Below are 17,403 nucleotides of genomic sequence, written 5' to 3'. Positions count from 1 at the left end.
AGAGACAACCGCATCACCCCTTATTGATAATCATTATTGTTATCAAATAGGCTAGGTGGCGCAAGTACCGCAAGGAAAGGAAAGTCATGACAGCACTCACACGGCGTGCTGCGGCGGGGCTGGCGGGCGCCATGGCGGCGCTCCTGGCCGGGTGGGGAGCATTCCTTCCTGCCGCCCAGGCCGCACCGGCGCCGGCAGCGCCCGCGGGGGCGGGGGCCGGGCAGTCCACCGTTCTCACCTCCGGGCATATGGACCTCTTCAATATTGCCGCGGGTGCAGATGGCGCCATCTCCCTCAATCTCAAAGAAGACGCCACCGGTACCGGGGTGGAGCGCGCCCCCGAAGAAACCGTGATCGGGGTAGTGGAGCGAACGTTCATTAGCAAATCCGCCGAGGTTCCGCAGCTGGGTACACCCGGCTTTCTGCTCGACCAGGTGCAGCAGCCCGGAATTGTATGGCCCGGCTGGGATTCCGGGGCGGCGCGCCAGCTCGGCGGCACCGCGGCACGTTTCGTGGTGGAGCAGCTCGAAGGCCCCGGCAAGGTCTTCCTATGGGAAACGAATTTCGCCACCCTCAACCCGATTCTGCGCGACGCCGCCGGCGCCCCAATCTTCCAGATGGGGCCGGGCAGCGTGATCGCCCAGCCCGAACCCGCGCACCAGCACGCTAATTGGCTCTTCTCCGCGCCCGGCACCTACCGCATGACGGTGCGCGCCGAAGTGGATACCCCCGGAGGTACCCTCACCGCGCCCGCCCGCACCTACACCTGGGCGGTGGGTGACGCCGCGATTGCGGCCGCGCAGGGTCACGATAACGGTGGCTCCGGTAGTGGGAACGATAGTGGGAACGACGGTGCCGCTGGCGCGCCGGGCAATACCGCTACCCCGGGCGGCGGATCCACCCCGGGAGCTGGCAAGGGGGGAAGTGGTGCGAACGGCGCCAACGGCGGGAACGGTGCCAACGGTGCGACTGGCGGGGCTAACGGCACGCCCGGCACCCCGGCGCCGAACGGCGGCGCTACGCAGGCGCCCCAGCCCCCCACGGGGCAAGCACCCCAGGCGCCGGCCGGCCAAGCACCCCAAGCCCCGGCCGGCCAAGCCCCGCAAGCGCCCGCCGCGCCGGTGTGCATCCCTACCCCGGTGGAGCGCGCCGCGAGCGGCGGTGCCAGCGGTTCGCATAAGATACCGGCCAATACCCATGTGCACCCCAATTGGGTCTTCACCCAGCCGGGCACCTACACGGTGGGCTTGGCCCTCAACGCCACCGCAACGGACGGCACCCGCCTGTCAACCACCACTACCCTCACCTTCAACGTCGGGGGAAGTGGCAACGCCAATAGCGGCCATTACGACCTGGGTGCGGTGGTGGACGGCGGGCAGCTGCGCGCCGCCGTCAAGGACGATAATTCCGGGCAGTGGCTCGACCCGGCTTCCCTGAGCTTCGGGCTGGGGGAGGCCGCGGCCACCACCGCCCCGGCCGGTATTGATTTCGTGGCGAGCGCCGGTGAGCGCATCTACATGATTTCTTCCAGCCAGGTCTCCGGAGTGCCGTGGCTCGGCGCGAATACCCAGCATCCCAGCTTCCGCGAAGCGACCACCGGCGAGCTCACCCTGAGCGTCACCAGCGTGTCCGGCCCCGGCAAGATGGCCGTTTTCGAATCGGGTACCTTCGGGCAGTTGGTGGGCCAGCAGTGGTTCGGTTCGAGCGGCGGCGGTACCGAAACGGTGTGGGAAGGCCGCACCGCGGATGGCCAGCCCTGCGAACTTTCCGCCGAGCAAATCGCCCAGCTGGAACGCGAAGGCAAGAAGCTCGGCAATAACCTCGCGCATTCCGGCTCCGAGGTGATTGACCCGCTCTCGGTTACCCTGGCCCTCCTCTGCGTGGGTGGGGTGGTGCTGTATACCCGCAAGCGGGCCTAGCCTATGATGGTGGCAGCGTCCGCTTCGGCGCCTGTGGCGGCGGCCGGGCGCGGCACACCCAGTCAATATACGAGTGAAAAGCGCGGGATACTTATGAAGATTTCAATTCTGGTGGGTAGTTTGCGGCGCGGTTCCTACGCGCGCAAAATCGCGAGCGAAGTGGCCGGCTATTTCCCCGAAGGGTACCAGGTGGAGATTGTGGAGATCGGTCACCTGCCGCTCTACAACTTCGATTACGACGACGCAGCTGTGACGGACGTACCCCTGCCGGAAAGCTACACCAGCTTCCGGGAAACCATTAAGGCCAGTGATGGCATCCTCTTCGTCACGCCGGAAAATAACCGCACCGTGCCGGCCTGCCTGAAGAACGCCGTGGACATCGGCTCCAAGCCCAATAGCGATGTGGCCTGGAAGAACAAGCCGGCCGGCATTATCAGCCATTCGGTGGGGCGGATGGGTGGCTACAGCTCGCAGAAGAACCTGCGCCTGGCCCTTTCCTACTTCGATATGCCCATGCCTGGCCAGCCCGAAGTGTTCCTGGGGCGCTCCCCGGAACTCTTCGAGGAGTCCGGCAAGCTCAAGGCCGATACCGCGGACTTCGTGCGCGGCTATATTGACCGCTTCGTGGCCCTGGTTGAGAAGAAGTAAATCTCGCTTATCGCGTAGCGCACCCCCGAGTTGGTTTCCGGCCGGCTCGGGGGTGTTTTTCGTGGCTCGGGTGCTCGCGGGAAAGGAGCGGCGTCGTCGTTATGACATACACCACTGCGGCGAGCCTTAAGTCCTAGGCGCCCACAATGCGACACTATATCTAGTGGTCTAAATTGAAGTGACCACAATATCTAGTGTTTTGATGAAAATTGGAGAAGTCATGAGCGCACCTGATGGACGGCATTACACCCTGCGTTCCTTTATGCCGCCGCAGTACATCCAGCATCCCGAGGGGCCTTTCCGGCCGATCAACTGGAATTACGTCCCGGAGGAGAAGGACTTGGAGGTGTGGCGCCGGCTCACCGCGAATTTCTGGCTGCCGGAAAAGGTGCCGCTCTCCAATGACCTGCCCTCCTGGCAGCGCATGAGCGAGGTGGAGCAGACCCTCGTGATGCGGGTCTTCACCGGCCTGACCTTGCTGGATACCGTACAGGCGAGCATTGGTGAAATCAGTCAGATCCAGGACGCGCATACCGAACACGAGCAGGCCGTCTACGCCAATATCGCCTTCATGCAGGCAGTGCACGCGCGTTCGTATTCCTCGATTTTCTCCACCCTGGCCTCGAGCGCCCAGATCGAGGAAGCTTACACCTGGGCCGTGGATAATCCGCTGCTCCAGCAGCGAGCCAAGGCGGTGCTGGAACACTACGTGGGCGATGATCCGCTCAAGCGCAAGGTCTCCTCCACTCTGCTGTCCTCGCTGCTGCTCTACGCCGGGTTCTTCCTGCCCCTCTACCTGTCCTGCCGCGGCAAGCTCATGAATACCGCGGATCTTATCCGCCTCATTCTGCGCGATAAGGCGGTGCACGGGTACTACTCCGGGTACAAGTACCAGTGCGGCCTGGAAGAATGCAGCGAGGCGCGGCGCGCGGAAATGGAAGAATTCACCTTCGAGCTGCTCGAGAAGCTCTACCAGATGGAACTCGAGTACTCCGGTGAACTTTACGAGCCCGTGGGATTGATGGACGACGTCGCAATTTTCGTCCGCTACAACGCCAATAAGGCACTCATGAACCTTGGCTACCAGGCGCGCTTCAGCGGCGAAGAAACGCGGGTGAGCCCGGAAATCCTCACCGCACTTTCCCCGGCCGCCGACGAAAACCATGATTTCTTCTCCGGTTCGGGCTCCTCCTACATTATTGGGGAGTCGGAAGATACCACCGACGACGATTGGGATTTCTAAAGTAGCCCGAAGCTGAGTATCCGAAGCTGAGTATCCGAAGGTGAATAGCTCAAGGTAAGTAATCCATAAGCGAGTAGCCCAAAGGTCCTGACCTGTGGTGCGATGATCGGGGCGGCCACCTGCGCGTGTGCTGTGTGCGGGTGGCCGCCCCGAGAAAACGAGAGATTGGGTACATTTACCGGAGCGATGCCCCAGGTAGGGGCCGTGGCGGCACATAAGTATTCACGCGGCGGGGCGTGGTGTGAATCGGGGAATGTACCGCGCGTGTGCCCGCCCTTTCGCCGCGCCGGCACGGGACTTTAGTACCGTCCGGGCGGTGTGGGTGGTGAGCGAAGGCCCGCGCCGCTACGGAAAAGTATTATTATTCACGCCGGCGCGGGCGGCATAATGGCGAGGTGGACGCGCGGCCGCGCCGTCGAAAAAGCGGCCAGGCAGGCCCGAGCGCAACGAAGCGCCCGTCTCAAAACCGCGCGGTGCCGCGGGTTAATACTTAGTAAATAATTCTGAAACAGCCTGATAAAAAGTTAGTTATCTCCGCGAGGGAAGCCGCGTTGCTACGCGGTTTATATAACCTTTGGTACTGAATAATTGAATACGGCTCTTTGTGCTAGGCTCATGAATTGTTTAGGCGATTTAGCTGACAGGGTCGGTTGAATTGCGGGGGGGGGGGCACTCCAGCGCTACCCTCCCACAATTGACGCTCTCCTCATGCTTCACCCTAACGATCCATAAACCTACTAATGGAGAAATAATGTCCCAACACACGGAGTCGACTCAGTCGGCGCCCGGAGTCTCCGCGTCTGTGTCCCGCAAGGGTGGGCATCGTCGTCGCACGAAAGTGTGGGCCGGTCTCACCGCCGCGGCGCTCATGACGACGTTTGCTTCGGGAATCGCCTACGCTGCACCGCAAGGTAATTCCGGTGCGGCGCCGACTGCTCCCACGGCGCAGTGTCCGACGTATGTCGGTGACACCGCTGTCGAAGCAGGCGCGAACCAAGCTGGCGCTAACCGACCGGATATTCCTTTCAAGCAAGATGCCATTATCGAAGCCGATGCTTTCAAGACCGGCTGGATTAAGAGCACCACCGATGCCAGTAATGCCAAGAACACGCTCTCGGGGCGTGCGTTCTTCGGCGGCGTTGGCACGCCGGCAACCACCTCCAATGGTGCAACCCCGGTTCCGGACGGAACCAAGGTGTACCTCCAGTGGCGTGATACCGACGGCGCGGCCTCCCCGATTTACTCCACCACCGTCAAGACGATTGACGAGAGCGACGGAAGCCAGATCGGCCCCGGCGCCTACGCTTTTGATCTGCGCGTGCCCTGGGTAGATAACACCGGCAAGCAGCACCTTTACAAGGCCGTTGCTGGCCAGTACTACCGCCTGTGGATTAATGATTTCACCAACCCGGCCGGCAACCCCGTCACCATGGTGCGCCAGGCCGGCGGCTTCTTCCCGGGTGCCTTCGTCAATAGCGTGACGGCCAATAACCTGGGCCAGTTCCCGCTTATCGGCACCAATATGCAGCGGACCGCGGTGTTCATGTACACCGATCCGAATGACTACCTCACCCGCCCCAAGAACGAATGGGTCAATGATGACAAGGGTCCCCTGACCGACCCGGCCGTGACCCTCTCCACCCGGGACTCCGTTTCCGGCAAGGTGTGGTTCGAATCCGGTGCTGGCGATCTTGCCAACTCCGCCACCGGCCCGAACTTCAATACCTCGGGTGACGTGGTGGCCTCCGGCTACACCGTGGTGCTCTCGCAGCTGACCCCCGCGGGCAAGGCTGCGCTCCAGGAACTGCGTAATGCCACCCCGTCCGTGAATGACCGCGAGGTCAAGGTCCGTGACATGCTCACCGAGCACCCCGATTACATCGAGGGCACCTACACGGCCACCACGAACGAAAAGGGCATGTACACCATCCGCCTGCCGAAGAATGCCGGCGCGGACGTGGACCGTATTTACATGTACGTCCTGGACCCGAACGGGCGAGTAGTCCCGAACTACTCCTCCTTCATGCGCCAGACCTTCAACATGTTCAACTCGAATGCTTCGTGGACTCCGCAAACCTCCGCGGCTGTCAATCTGATTACCAATAACTGGTACAACGTCAATCTGGCGCTGGTGCTCAGCGTGCAGGTGGAACTGGATATCACGAACTTCGATGCCCAGGAAAACTACGCTCTCCCCGGGCAGACCGCTGAAGTCAAGCTGACCGGTAAGGATCTCTCCCCGCTGCCCAACCGCATCGAGTGGACCGATTCCAAGGGCAAGGTTGTGCAGACCAACGGCGGCCTGAAGAAGCTGAGCGATGCCAGCAAGGCATACTTCAAGGTTCCGGATAACGCGAAGGACGGCGAAATCTACACGGCAACTCTGTATGCCGCTGAAAACGCTGTTTCTTCCGATTCCTTCATCGTGCGCGCGATTCCCGTCAAGTACGACGCCGTCCAGGTGAAGAAGACCCAAACCGAGAAGAGCAAGGCTCCTTACGCAACCCGCGAAGCCAAGGGCTTCACGCAGGCCGGTAATAACAAGTACCAGCTTCCTGCCGATGCGACTTATGAGCTGGGTGAAGGCGCGAAGGTCTGGGCTACTGTTGATCCGGCCACCGGCGTGGTGACCGTCAAGCCCGGCGCGGACGTGGCTCCCTGTGACTACCGCATCCCGGTGGTTGCTACCGTGACCGATCCGCTCAACGCCAAGAACAAGCTCAAGCTCAAGACCTGGGTTCCGGTCAAGGTGCTGGCGCAGCTCACCGATACCTACGATCCGAATTACAAGCAGGACAATACGGTAGAAGCGGGGCAGACCATTGAGGTCCCGGCTCCCACCTTCGATAAGCTCGCTACCAAGAAGGTTGAAACTGACCCCGCTCCGACGGAGAAGGGCAAGAAGACCACCTTCAAGCTCGGCGAGAACTCCCCGATTACCGCCACGGTTAACCCCGAAACCGGCGCCATTACGGTGACTCCGGCCGCGGGCACCGCCGCTGGCCCCTACGAGGTTCCCGTTGTTGTCACCTACCCGGATGGCAGCACCGATACCGTCAAGGTTCCGGTAACCGTCACCACCCCGGCCCCGGTCGATACTGACCGCGACGGTGTGAACGACGACGTAGACCAGTGCCCCACCATCGCCGGCCCGGCTTCCAATAATGGTTGCCCGGCGTGGAACAACGGCGAGGGCAAGCCCGGCACTGATGTGACGCTCACGAAGGACCCGAAGAACGGCCCGATCCCGAGCACCGCGACCTGCGAAGCCGGCAATGGTGCCACGTGCACCATCGGCACCGATGGCAACGTCGTCGTCAAGGTTCCGGAAGGAACCGCCCCCGGCACCGAAATTCCGGTGACCATCAAGAACGAGGGCAAGACCCTCCACACACCCAAGGTGACGGTGACGGCCCCGGATCCGGTTCCGAACCCCGATACCGATAACGACGGTGTGAACGACGACGCAGACCAGTGCCCCACCATCGCCGGCCCGGCCACCAATAACGGGTGCCCGGCCTGGAACGACGGCGAAGGTAAGCCCGGTGCGGATGTGACGCTGGCGAAGGATCCCGCTAACGGCGAGATCCCGAACACCGCTACGTGCGTTGCGGGTAATGGCGCGAGCTGCACCATCGGCCAGGATGGCAATATCACCGTGAAGGTTCCGGAAGGTGCGACCCCCGGTACCGAAATCCCGGTGACCGTCAAGAATGACGGCAAGGATCTGGACACCTCCAAGGTGACCGTGCTTGCCCCGAATAACCCGGCCTGGAATGACACGACCACCAAGCCGAGTGAGCCGGCGCAGCTGCCTAACGCGGGTGGCCCGGTTCCGGACGGTTCCACCGTTGAGGTGACCGGCCCGGGTACCGCCAAGCTCAACCAGGATGGCTCGATTACGGTCACTCCGAACGCGAATGCGAAGGATAAGGACCAGATCGTTGTCAAGGTCAAGGACCCCAACGGTAAGGACCTGGATACGGCTACCGTGACCATTGCTGATCCTGATCCCGATCAGGATGGAGTGTCCGGGGATGCCGATCAGTGCCCGACCATCGCCGGCCCGGCTTCCAATAATGGTTGCCCGGCGTGGAACGACGGCGAAGGTAAGCCCGGCACCGATGTGACGCTCACGAAGGATCCGGCCAACGGCCCGATCCCGGCTTCGGCCACGTGTGAAGCAACCGGTGGTGCCACGTGCACTATTGGCGGGGATGGCAACGTCGTCGTCAAGATTCCGGCGGGTGCAACCCCCGGTACCGAGATTGCGGTGACCATCAAGGATGGTGACAAGGTCCTCGACAAGTCCAAGGTGACCGTCACGGCCCCCGCTCCGGTTCCGAACCCGGATGGCGATAACGACGGCGTGCCCGATGCTCAGGATCAGTGCCCCACCATCGCCGGCCCGGCTTCCAATAATGGTTGCCCGGCGTGGAACGACGGCGAAGGCAAGCCCGGTGCGGACGTGACGCTCACGAAGGACCCGGCGAACGGCCCGATCCCGGCTTCGGCCACCTGTGAAGCAACCGGCGGTGCAACCTGCACCATCGGCACCGATGGCAATGTTGTGGTCAAGGTGCCCGCGGGCGCTAAGGACAAGTCTGAGATCACCGTGACCATCAAGGATGGTGATAAGGTCCTCGACACCTCCAAGGTGACCGTCAAGGATCCGGATACCGATGGCGATGGCCTGACCGATTCCGAAGAGGAAAAGATCGGCACCGACCCGAATAACCCGGATACCGATGGTGACGGTATCAATGACGGCGACGAAGTCAATGGCACCAAGAATCCGTTCAAGGACGATAAGTTCAATAAGGACGGTAAGCCTGGTAACACTGATCCGCTCAACCCTGACACTGATGGTGACGGGGTGAACGACGGTGACGAAGTGACCGGTAAGAATAACGGTGGCAAGCCGACTAACCCGAACAAGGCCGATACCGATGGCGATGGCGTGACTGACGCTGACGAAATCAAGGACGGCACGGACCCGAATAATGCTGACACTGATGGTGACGGCATCAATGATGGGGATGAGAAGAAGGACGGGACTGATCCGAAGAATCCGGATACTGACGGTGATGGTGTGAGTGATGGTCGTGAAAAGGACCTGGGCACCGATCCGAAGAACCCGGATACTGATGGTGATGGCCTGACCGATGGTGAGGAAGCCGGTACGGATATCGACGAGAACGGTAAGCCTGCTCGTAATGAGGATGGTACCCCGAAGGTTGATGATTCCAAGGCCACCAAGACCGACCCGAAGAACCCCGATACTGACGGTGACGGCCTGACCGATGGTGAGGAAAAGAAGATCGGTACTGACCCATTGAACCCGGATACTGATGGTGACGGGCTCACGGATGGTGATGAGGTCAATGGCACCAAGAACCCGTTCCAGGACGATAAGTTCAATAAGGACGGTAAGCCTGGTAACACTGACCCGCTCAACCCTGACACTGATGGTGATGGTCTCACCGATGGTGACGAGGTGACCGGCAAGAACAACAACGGCACTCCGACTAACCCGAATAAGGCCGATACTGATGGTGACGGCGTCAATGATGGCGACGAAATCAAGAACGGTACGGACCCGAATAAGGGTGATACCGATGGTGATGGCCTGACCGATGGTGACGAGAAGAAGATTGGTACTGACCCGAAGAACCCGGACACCGACGGTGACGGCATCACGGACGGTGATGAGGTCAATGGCACCAAGAACCCGTTCCAGGACGATAAGTTCAATAAGGACGGCAAGCCTGGTAACACTGACCCGCTCAACCCTGACACCGATGGTGATGGGCTCACCGATGGTGACGAGGTGACCGGCAAGAACAACAACGGCACTCCGACTAACCCGAATAAGGCCGATACCGATGGTGACGGCGTCAATGATGGCGACGAAATCAAGAACGGTACGGACCCGAATAAGGGTGATACCGATGGTGATGGCCTGACCGATGGTGACGAGAAGAAGATTGGTACTGACCCGAAGAACCCGGACACCGACGGTGACGGCATCACGGACGGTGATGAGGTGAACGGCACCAAGAACCCGTTCCAGGACGATAAGTTCAATAAGGACGGCAAGCCTGGTAACACTGACCCGCTCAACCCTGACACCGATGGTGATGGGCTCACCGATGGTGACGAGGTGACGGGCGTGAAGAATGGTGGTAAGCCGACTAACCCGAATAAGGCCGATACCGATGGTGACGGTATCAATGATGGTGACGAGATCAAGAACGGCACCGACCCGTTGAACCCGAACGATCCGGGCAAGGCTGCACCGAAGACTAAGAAGGTCAAGAAGGCCAAGGGCCTGACCGCGACCGGTGCCGATGTGGCATCGCTGGCAGTCTTCGCTCTTCTGGCCGCCGGTGCGGGTAGCGTGGCAATTCGCCGCCGCAAGAAGTAACACAATGTTGCTGAGGTAGCTGAAAAGCTACCCAACCAGCCGCGCGGCTGCGGAAGTTTCCAATGGGTTACCCAAGCAGCCGAGTGGCTAACGCAAGGGGCCGCTCCTGAAATATCAGGGGCGGCCCCTTTGCGTGCGCGGTGCGTAGTCCTGCTATGCAGTTTCTCGGCGTGTGGATCGGTGGCGGGAATGACGCTTCGATAGCATCGGGAGATGAGCGGTTACGAACCACCACTGCGCATAACACCTGCCTGCGAGGCGCTGGTCGGGCAGGTCTGCAACCTTGTTGAAAAACTGGAACGCCCGGGGGACGGCGGGAAATTCTGGCTGGATTCTTTGGGAGAGCTTGGGCGGCGCGAGAACCGTATTCGCGTAATCCACGCCACCCTTGCCATTGAGGGGAATACCTTGCCGCTGGAGACAGTCCGGGCCATTCTTGGCGGTGAATATATCGCGGACGTGACAGCTCAGGTTCTTGAGGCGCATAACGCCGGCAGTGCATATGACCTGCTCCCCGAACTTGATCCGATGTCAGCGCGCGATGTGCTACGTGCGCACGGAACCATGATGAGCGGGCTAGTTCCCGAGAGCGGGTGTTTCCGCTCTGGCGGTGTGGGGGTCTTTGCGGGGAGTGTGGTTGTGCACGCGGCTCCGCCGGCGGATCTGGTTCCGCAACACATGTGCCATTTGCTCGCGTGGTATCAGGAATCCACGTTGCACCCGCTTATAAAGAGCGCGGTTTTCCATTACGAATTCGAGTTCATCCATCCCTTCGCCGACGGCAACGGGCGTACGGGCCGGCTCTGGCATTCTCTGCTCCTTGGCCGCTGGAAAGAGATCTTCTTCTGGCTTCCCGTGGAAGAATTCATCCGGTCACGCCAGCAGGATTATTACCGAGCTTTCGTTGTTGCGGGTAAGGAAGGGGATAGCTCGAATTTTGTTGAGCTTATGTTGGAGATAATCCGCGATTCCTTGACCGAAGTCGATGTACTTGGTCGGTCGACCGACCAAGATACCGACCAAGATAGCGTCTAAGTTACCGGCCAAGATAATGGTTCAAGTTACCAGTCACGGCAACGTCGATTCCGATACTCCGAAATAGCCCCTTGCTGCCCTGCCTCTGCCGGGCTATCCTTATCGCATAACAGTGTTATGTGAAATGGGGTTGCGGTGGCGGCACGTGGAAATAGCTCAACACGGGAACGGATCCTTGCCGCGGCTTTGCGGACTTTTTCCGAGCACGGCTATGAAGCAGCCAGCTTGCGTGTGATTGCCAAAGAAGCCAATGTCACCACCGGCGCCCTCTATACCCATTTTGATAATAAACAAGCCTTGTTTGCGGCTCTTGTGGAACCCTGTTGCCAGGAATTACGCCAGCGGCACCGCGAAGGTATTATGCGCGGTCTTGCCCTCACGGAAAAGTCGCTCGGCGAAAAGTCGCGCGCGGAAGAACCGCGGGAGGGTGGTAGCGGTGCAGGTGAGGATCTTGGTAGCAGCATCACGGACTGGATGATCGATTACGTCTATGACCACCTCACCGTATTTCAATTAGTTCTGTGGGGATCCGCGGGCACTCCCTATCAGAGCTTCGTAGCTGACCTAGCCGAATACGAAGCCCGCCTCTATATCGAGCTCGGCCCGGAAGATGCGGTATGGCCCGCCTTCGCGCAGGTCATGTGCGAAACCGGCTGGTATGGCTTCTTTGGCGCTCTCAGGCAAGGCCTCAACCGTGAGAACGCCAAAAAATACCTGGGCTTACTTCAGAACTTCCGGGAAGCCGGATGGCGGAGTCTCTTGGAAGAGCCGGTACATTCCGGCACGCATGTGCTCGGGTAGAAAGAAGATCCCATGGCTCACCATCAAGGGAAAAACGCGAAGCAGGCTCCGAAAACGACTACGTGGCAGCTGGTCGCACCCGTGCGCACGTCAATGCTGGTTTCCTTCATTATTGCCGGCATCGGATCCGGCGCTTCGGTCATTCCGTATATCGCATTAGTTGGCTTGGCTGATGACTGGCTCGGCGGCCACGGCGCGGCACGTATCTGGTGGTGGTTGGGGCTCACCCTGGTGGGCTTGCTGGTACATCACATCTGTTACAACTGGGCAGTTGGTATCACCCATATCAGCGAAGCAGGGCTGCGGCATCGGCTGCGCCGTCGTATCATCACACATTTAGGCGCCTTGCCTTTGGGGCGCGTGCGGCGGCTGGGCCCTGGTGAAATCCGGAAAATCGTGGTTGATGACACCAGCGCCATCCATACCCTGGTTGCCCATGCCAGCGCCGAACTCGCCAGTGCGCTCGTGGCACCGTTGGTGGGCGGCATCTACCTGTGTGTGCTCGACTGGAGGCTGGCACTCCTCCTGGGCGGAGTATTTATTATTGCCGTTGGCCTGGCCATGGGGATCGCTTTCCGTGGCGGGGATCAAGCCGTTAAAGACTACGACGTCGCCCAACGGAAACTCGCGGACGCAACCGTGGAGCTTGTTGATGGCATAAAAGAAATCAAAAACTACCAACTCCCCGCCACCGGAGTCGGCGGGCGCTTCACCACGGCGCGGGAAGAAAATTCCGACGCGTCCTTCCGGTGGTTGGCCGGGGCCGGTAAAGGAATTGCGGTGGTATCCGCATTGAGCCAGCCGGGCGTGATCCTCGCGTGGAGCGCCCCGCTCATTTGCTGGTTCGTGTGGAGCGGCTGGATCACACCCGCGAGCAGTCTGGCGTTCTTCACCATTTGGCTCGGGCTGCCCGCGGGGCTGGGGCAACTCATGACGCTCACTCAGAACCTGCAAGGCTCACTGCGGGCCGGGGAAGATACAGCGGCGCTGCTGGCGGAAAAACCGCAGGAAGTAGGGGATTACCAGGTTCCTGCCCTGGCTGCGCGCACTACGGATTCGGCCGCTACGGATTCGGCCGCTAAGACTACGGGCGTCACGGCTTCGGCCGCTAAGGCTGAGACCGTTATAGATTCGGCCGCCCCGGAGCTACGTTTCCAGAATGTGTCCTTCGGTTATGCTCCAGGCCGCCCGGTCTTGCACGATATTAGTTTCACCCTCCCATCCGGAACTCTGACCGCCGTGGTCGGGCCCTCGGGAGCTGGGAAAACTACCATCGGTGCACTCGCGGCACGTTTTTGGGATCCGGAAAGTGGCTGCATTACCCTGGGCGGGCACGACCTGCGCGAATACAGCCGTGCGGGGCTCTACAGCCAGGTCGGGACAGTATTTCAGGATGTGTCCTTAGCGGCGGTGAGTGTGCGGGATAACCTCCTGCTCGGCAACCGGGAGGCTACCGATGCACAGCTACAGGAAGCGGCGGCCCGCGCGCATATCGCCAAACGGATCGCCGCACTCCCGGCCGGGTATGACACGATCCTGGGGGAGGCCGCTGTGCTTTCCGGCGGTGAAGCGCAGCGCTTGAGTATCGCCCGTACCTTGTTAGCTGATCCTCCGCTCCTTATTATGGATGAAGCGAACGCACACCAAGATACTCATACCGCGCAGGCTCTGCACCAGGTCATCGCGGCGCGGCGCGGGCATAGCTCCACCTTGGTGATCGCCCACCGGCTAAGCGGTCTCGCCCAAGCCGACCAGATTCTGGTGATTGCGGGCGGGCGAATCGTACAATCCGGCCGCCACGACGAACTCGCGGCCACCGCGGGCCTGTACCGCGACATGCTGAAAGAGCAGGGAATCCCATGCTGAAAATGCTCACGGCGATGCGCACCGTACTACATGTGCGCCAAATAAAAATCTTGATAGGGGCCTACACCGCGGCCGCGGTGGCCCAAGGCATCACCTTAGCGATGCTCATCGGGTTCCTCCGGGCACTGCTCACCGAAGGTGGCGCTGGCGGCGGTGCGCCGGCCGATGGGCAGCTATCCTCTTGGCTCATTGCGATATGCATCAGCGGAGCCATCACGTTTTTCCTCTACGTGGTGACGATGAGCTGGTCTTACCGGGTGAGCGTGTACGCGATCTGCGACGAGCTCATGAAAAAAATCGGCGCGGCGGTAGTGCGCCTCCCGGTCGGGTGGTTCACCCCATCCCGCCGCACCGCGGTTATAAATGCCACTTCGAAAGACGTTAACACCCTCTCCCACCTGGCTTCCCTGGTTTTCCCTGCGGTGATATCCGGCGTGGTGGTTCCTTTCGTCATGGCGGTGGTGGTCACGGTGGTTGAATGGCGCCTCGGGGTGGTTCTCGCGGTGACCAGTATCGGATTGTGGTTTATCTGGGGATGGATGCATCGAGCAGTGCGCGAAGCCCAAGCCAGCGAAGCCCGGCTCTCACGCCGAGTAGCCGGGCGGATTATCGAATTCGCGAAACTCCAGCAAGTCCTGCGCGGCAGCGGGCAAACCCAATGGCAGCCCCTGGATGAGGCGCTCGCTGCCGAGTCCACCGGAATCCTGCGGACGCTGCGCAGCCAAAGCCGCCCGGCCTCCGCATTCCTCCTGCTGGTTGAACTGGCTTTCGCCGTATGCCTGGGCTGGGGCGGAGCCCTGGTGGTTGGTGGCGGCCTGGATTTCCTCAGCTTCCTGGCCATCGCCGTTGTTCTCACCCGTATTAATCTGCCGCTCTCGCAATCAGTCTTATACTCCACCGCGCTCACGGATTCTATGCAAGCCCTCGAGCGGGTGCGCGAAATTATCGCGGCCGCCGAGGAACAGCCCGATATCTCGACTGTCGCCGAGCCCGTGAACGCGGATTCTGGCGTGCTCGCGCCCTCCCACGCGAACCCAGGGCCGAGCGTATCTCCCGAGGCGGATCCAGGCGTGCTCGCCGATAGCACCATCGAATTTTCCGGGGTGACCTTCGGCTACGATCCGCGCTACCCCGTGCTGCGTGATCTCAACTTGAAAGCCCCGGAAGGTAAAGTGACCGCTTTAGTGGGCCCGTCAGGTGCGGGGAAAACTACCGCATTGGCGTTGGTCGCCGGCTTTTGGCAGCCACAGGGCGGAACCATCACTCTCGGCGGGCGCGATATTCGCGAATGCAAGCCCATGCGCCACATCGCAATGGTGTTCCAGGATGTCTACCTCTTCAGCGGGTCCATCCGAGAAAACCTGACGCTGGCCAAGCCGGATGCCACGGAGGAAGAAATCCTCACCGCGGTAAGCCAGGCCGGGCTGGATCCAGTTATCGAGCGGCTGCCCGCCGGACTTGACACCCAGGTAGGTCCGGGCGGAAATGCGCTCTCCGGTGGGGAGAAACAACGCGTTGCCATCGCCCGAGCTTTCCTCAAAGACAGCCCGATCCTCCTCCTCGACGAAATCACCTCCGCGCTGGACAGCATCACCGAGGCAGTCATCGGCGAAGCGATACGACGCCTCGCCGCAGGCCGCACGGTACTCATGGTCGCCCACCGTCCCTCCACAATTGCGTGGGCAGACCAGGTCATCGATTTTTCGCAGCTCATGGCACGCTGAACCTGCGTATATTCGGTAGCGCAGCGCGCCCAGTGGGAAGCAAGCTGTCGGTATTTCCGACAGGTTCTATCGCTTACGAATTTGATGTGGGTACTGGTACGACGACGCTGCCACTCAGTAAACTGGCCCATGGGAAAATACCGTTCACTGAGAAGAGCGCCACCAGCAACGAAGCTGGCAGATGGGAGGGGTCAATGACCTGGCAGATCGCGGTAGTTATAGTGGTTATCTTATGGGGATCTGCGGTGGTTAGCGGCTGGTTTGCCTACGCCTCGCGCAAAAAGACCCTCAAGCTTAACGAACTCGTCGGGTACCGCACTGACATCATCATGACGAACCAGGAAACGTGGCAGGAAGCGCACGCCGCAGCTTGGCCGTGGACAGCCGCCGCCACAGCATGCCTAGTCTTCAGCGGTTTCGCGGTATTGCTCCCGCTCTCCGACGGGGTGATCGCCACGATCATCATCCTCAGCATGGTGGTGCTGCTCGCCTGCGTATTTGCCGGTGCACACCGCGCTCAGAAGGTTGCGAAACAGATTCTTTGCGAGCAAGAGCGGTGACCGAGCCAGGCAATAGGCTTCTGCTGCTATTCCTAGGGTAAGAAATGGGTGACGGCTTCGCGTGCAGCACTAATTGTCTTGTACATCGGGAAGGTGGAAGCCTGGCTGCTGTGGAGCGAAGTGAAACCATACTCACGCTGGTAGTAATTAGCGACGGATTTTACCTGTGTTTGCAGGATGATATAACGTACTCCGATAATCTCGCTTACCGCTGCGGCCTTAGAAAATACGTGTGCCATGAGTAAGGGGCCCAGCGAGCTCTTTCCTGCATAATCCGCGTGGAGAGCGAATTTACCTAGCAGTAAAGCAGGGTGATGATCGTAAGCCGCCTATAGGCTGCCGTTCTCAGGGAAATGATATCGATCTCGCTTCAAGATGCGCGTAGTAGGGACGTTTGTGCTGGTAAGCGCGAAATATCCGAGCGGCTCGCTCGAGTTCTCTTGGCAAAGTACCCACACCACGCAGGTATCCTCTTCCTGGAGTTTGCGAGCTTTGTCGCGGAGCCACCTTCCGAGCGAGTCGTTGTCTTTTCCTGTAATGAAAGAATCGAGGAAAATATCTTCGTTCAGGCGAGTCAGATGGAAAGACATCCCAAATCCCGAAGTTTCTCAAAAAACGAAGCCGGCGTTGGGGTTTCTTCGAAGGGGAAAGGATCGTAGATGATCTTGCGATCCGGTAGCGCAAAATCAGGACTCTTTCTCGTGACGAAGTAATCGATAATCTCGAAGCTTGACAGCGCCGCGCGCTTTGCTCCATGTGGGCGAGACTGCCATGCCTCAACCCATGGTTCCTCCTGCTGTGTGGCGCGGGTCAGTTCCTCAGGAGTTATGTCACCATACCGATCCCAGACTGCCTTCAGAATATCGCTGGTGTAAAGATCGAACTCCTTGGTTTCTTCTTCCCAAGCGGCATGGACTTCTTCGAGAAGCTTTTGATCCACAGTTGCGCGGCAAGCAGACGCCGTAAGGAGATCGCCTACAACGGGACCGTTCTCCATTGCGCAGAAGGCATCATCGAAGAGGGCTTCGCCTGTTTGGTAGCCGTACCAGCCAAAGGCATAGAAGCACAGTTTTTGCAGTTTGGGCGCGGACAAGCTGCCGGATGCTGACTGGGAAACGAAAAACTGGGCTACGTCAAAAACGCTCATGGGGAGACCTCCTGTCCCATCATTCTGGCATAA

At 60.1% G+C, this 17,403-nt stretch carries 10 protein-coding genes; 9 read left to right on the top strand and 1 reads right to left on the bottom strand.

What is annotated here, in order from left to right:
• Nucleotides 1–86 precede the first annotated feature (86 nt).
• The 9 genes from QP305_RS06180 (at nt 87) to QP305_RS06140 (ending at nt 16,223) form a co-directional block, all read left to right on the top strand.
• Nucleotides 87–1,919: a choice-of-anchor M domain-containing protein gene (locus tag QP305_RS06180; RefSeq protein WP_284904567.1), complete on the top strand. Its 1,833-nt coding sequence runs from the start codon at nt 87–89 to the stop codon at nt 1,917–1,919.
• 93 nt (nt 1,920–2,012) lie between these two features.
• Nucleotides 2,013–2,567 carry an NADPH-dependent FMN reductase gene (locus QP305_RS06175; protein WP_434736388.1) on the top strand — a complete coding sequence of 185 codons (555 nt, stop codon included), beginning with the start codon at nt 2,013–2,015 and terminating at the stop codon, nt 2,565–2,567.
• A gap of 202 nt (nt 2,568–2,769) precedes the next feature.
• Nucleotides 2,770–3,810, top strand: coding sequence for a class 1b ribonucleoside-diphosphate reductase subunit beta (gene nrdF / locus QP305_RS06170; protein ID WP_284904565.1), 1,041 nt, complete (start codon nt 2,770–2,772; stop codon nt 3,808–3,810).
• 751 nt (nt 3,811–4,561) lie between these two features.
• The gene (locus QP305_RS06165) at nt 4,562–10,237 is read left to right on the top strand and encodes a Rib/alpha-like domain-containing protein (protein ID WP_284904563.1); all 5,676 of its coding nucleotides are present in this window, start codon (nt 4,562–4,564) and stop codon (nt 10,235–10,237) included.
• 213 nt (nt 10,238–10,450) lie between these two features.
• Nucleotides 10,451–11,272, top strand: a complete 822-nt coding sequence (locus tag QP305_RS06160) for a Fic family protein (RefSeq protein WP_284904561.1) — start codon at nt 10,451–10,453, stop codon at nt 11,270–11,272.
• A gap of 135 nt (nt 11,273–11,407) precedes the next feature.
• Nucleotides 11,408–12,073, top strand: coding sequence for a TetR/AcrR family transcriptional regulator (locus QP305_RS06155; protein ID WP_284904559.1), 666 nt, complete (start codon nt 11,408–11,410; stop codon nt 12,071–12,073).
• A 12-nt stretch (nt 12,074–12,085) separates the two neighbouring features.
• Entirely contained in the window at nt 12,086–13,939 is a 1,854-nt protein-coding gene (locus QP305_RS06150) for an ABC transporter ATP-binding protein (protein ID WP_284904557.1), read from the top strand.
• Entirely contained in the window at nt 13,933–15,663 is a 1,731-nt protein-coding gene (locus QP305_RS06145; RefSeq protein WP_284904555.1) for an ABC transporter ATP-binding protein, read from the top strand. Before QP305_RS06150 ends, QP305_RS06145 begins: the two co-directional genes overlap by 7 nt.
• A gap of 194 nt (nt 15,664–15,857) precedes the next feature.
• Nucleotides 15,858–16,223 (top strand): SdpI family protein, encoded by a 366-nt coding sequence (locus tag QP305_RS06140; protein ID WP_284904553.1) that lies wholly within the window; start codon nt 15,858–15,860, stop codon nt 16,221–16,223.
• Between the two features lie 574 nt (nt 16,224–16,797).
• On the opposite strand, the gene QP305_RS06135 is transcribed toward QP305_RS06140, so the two are convergent.
• Nucleotides 16,798–17,370 carry a Panacea domain-containing protein gene (locus QP305_RS06135; RefSeq protein WP_284904552.1) on the bottom strand — a complete coding sequence of 191 codons (573 nt, stop codon included), beginning with the start codon at nt 17,368–17,370 and terminating at the stop codon, nt 16,798–16,800.
• Nucleotides 17,371–17,403 lie beyond the last annotated feature (33 nt).

Origin of the sequence: Actinotignum timonense, assembly GCF_030216305.1 — a bacterium.
GTDB lineage: Bacteria > Actinomycetota > Actinomycetes > Actinomycetales > Actinomycetaceae > Actinotignum > Actinotignum timonense_A.
The sequence above is the reverse complement of the archived record's forward strand: the minus strand, read 5'-3'. Positions and strand labels throughout refer to the sequence as shown.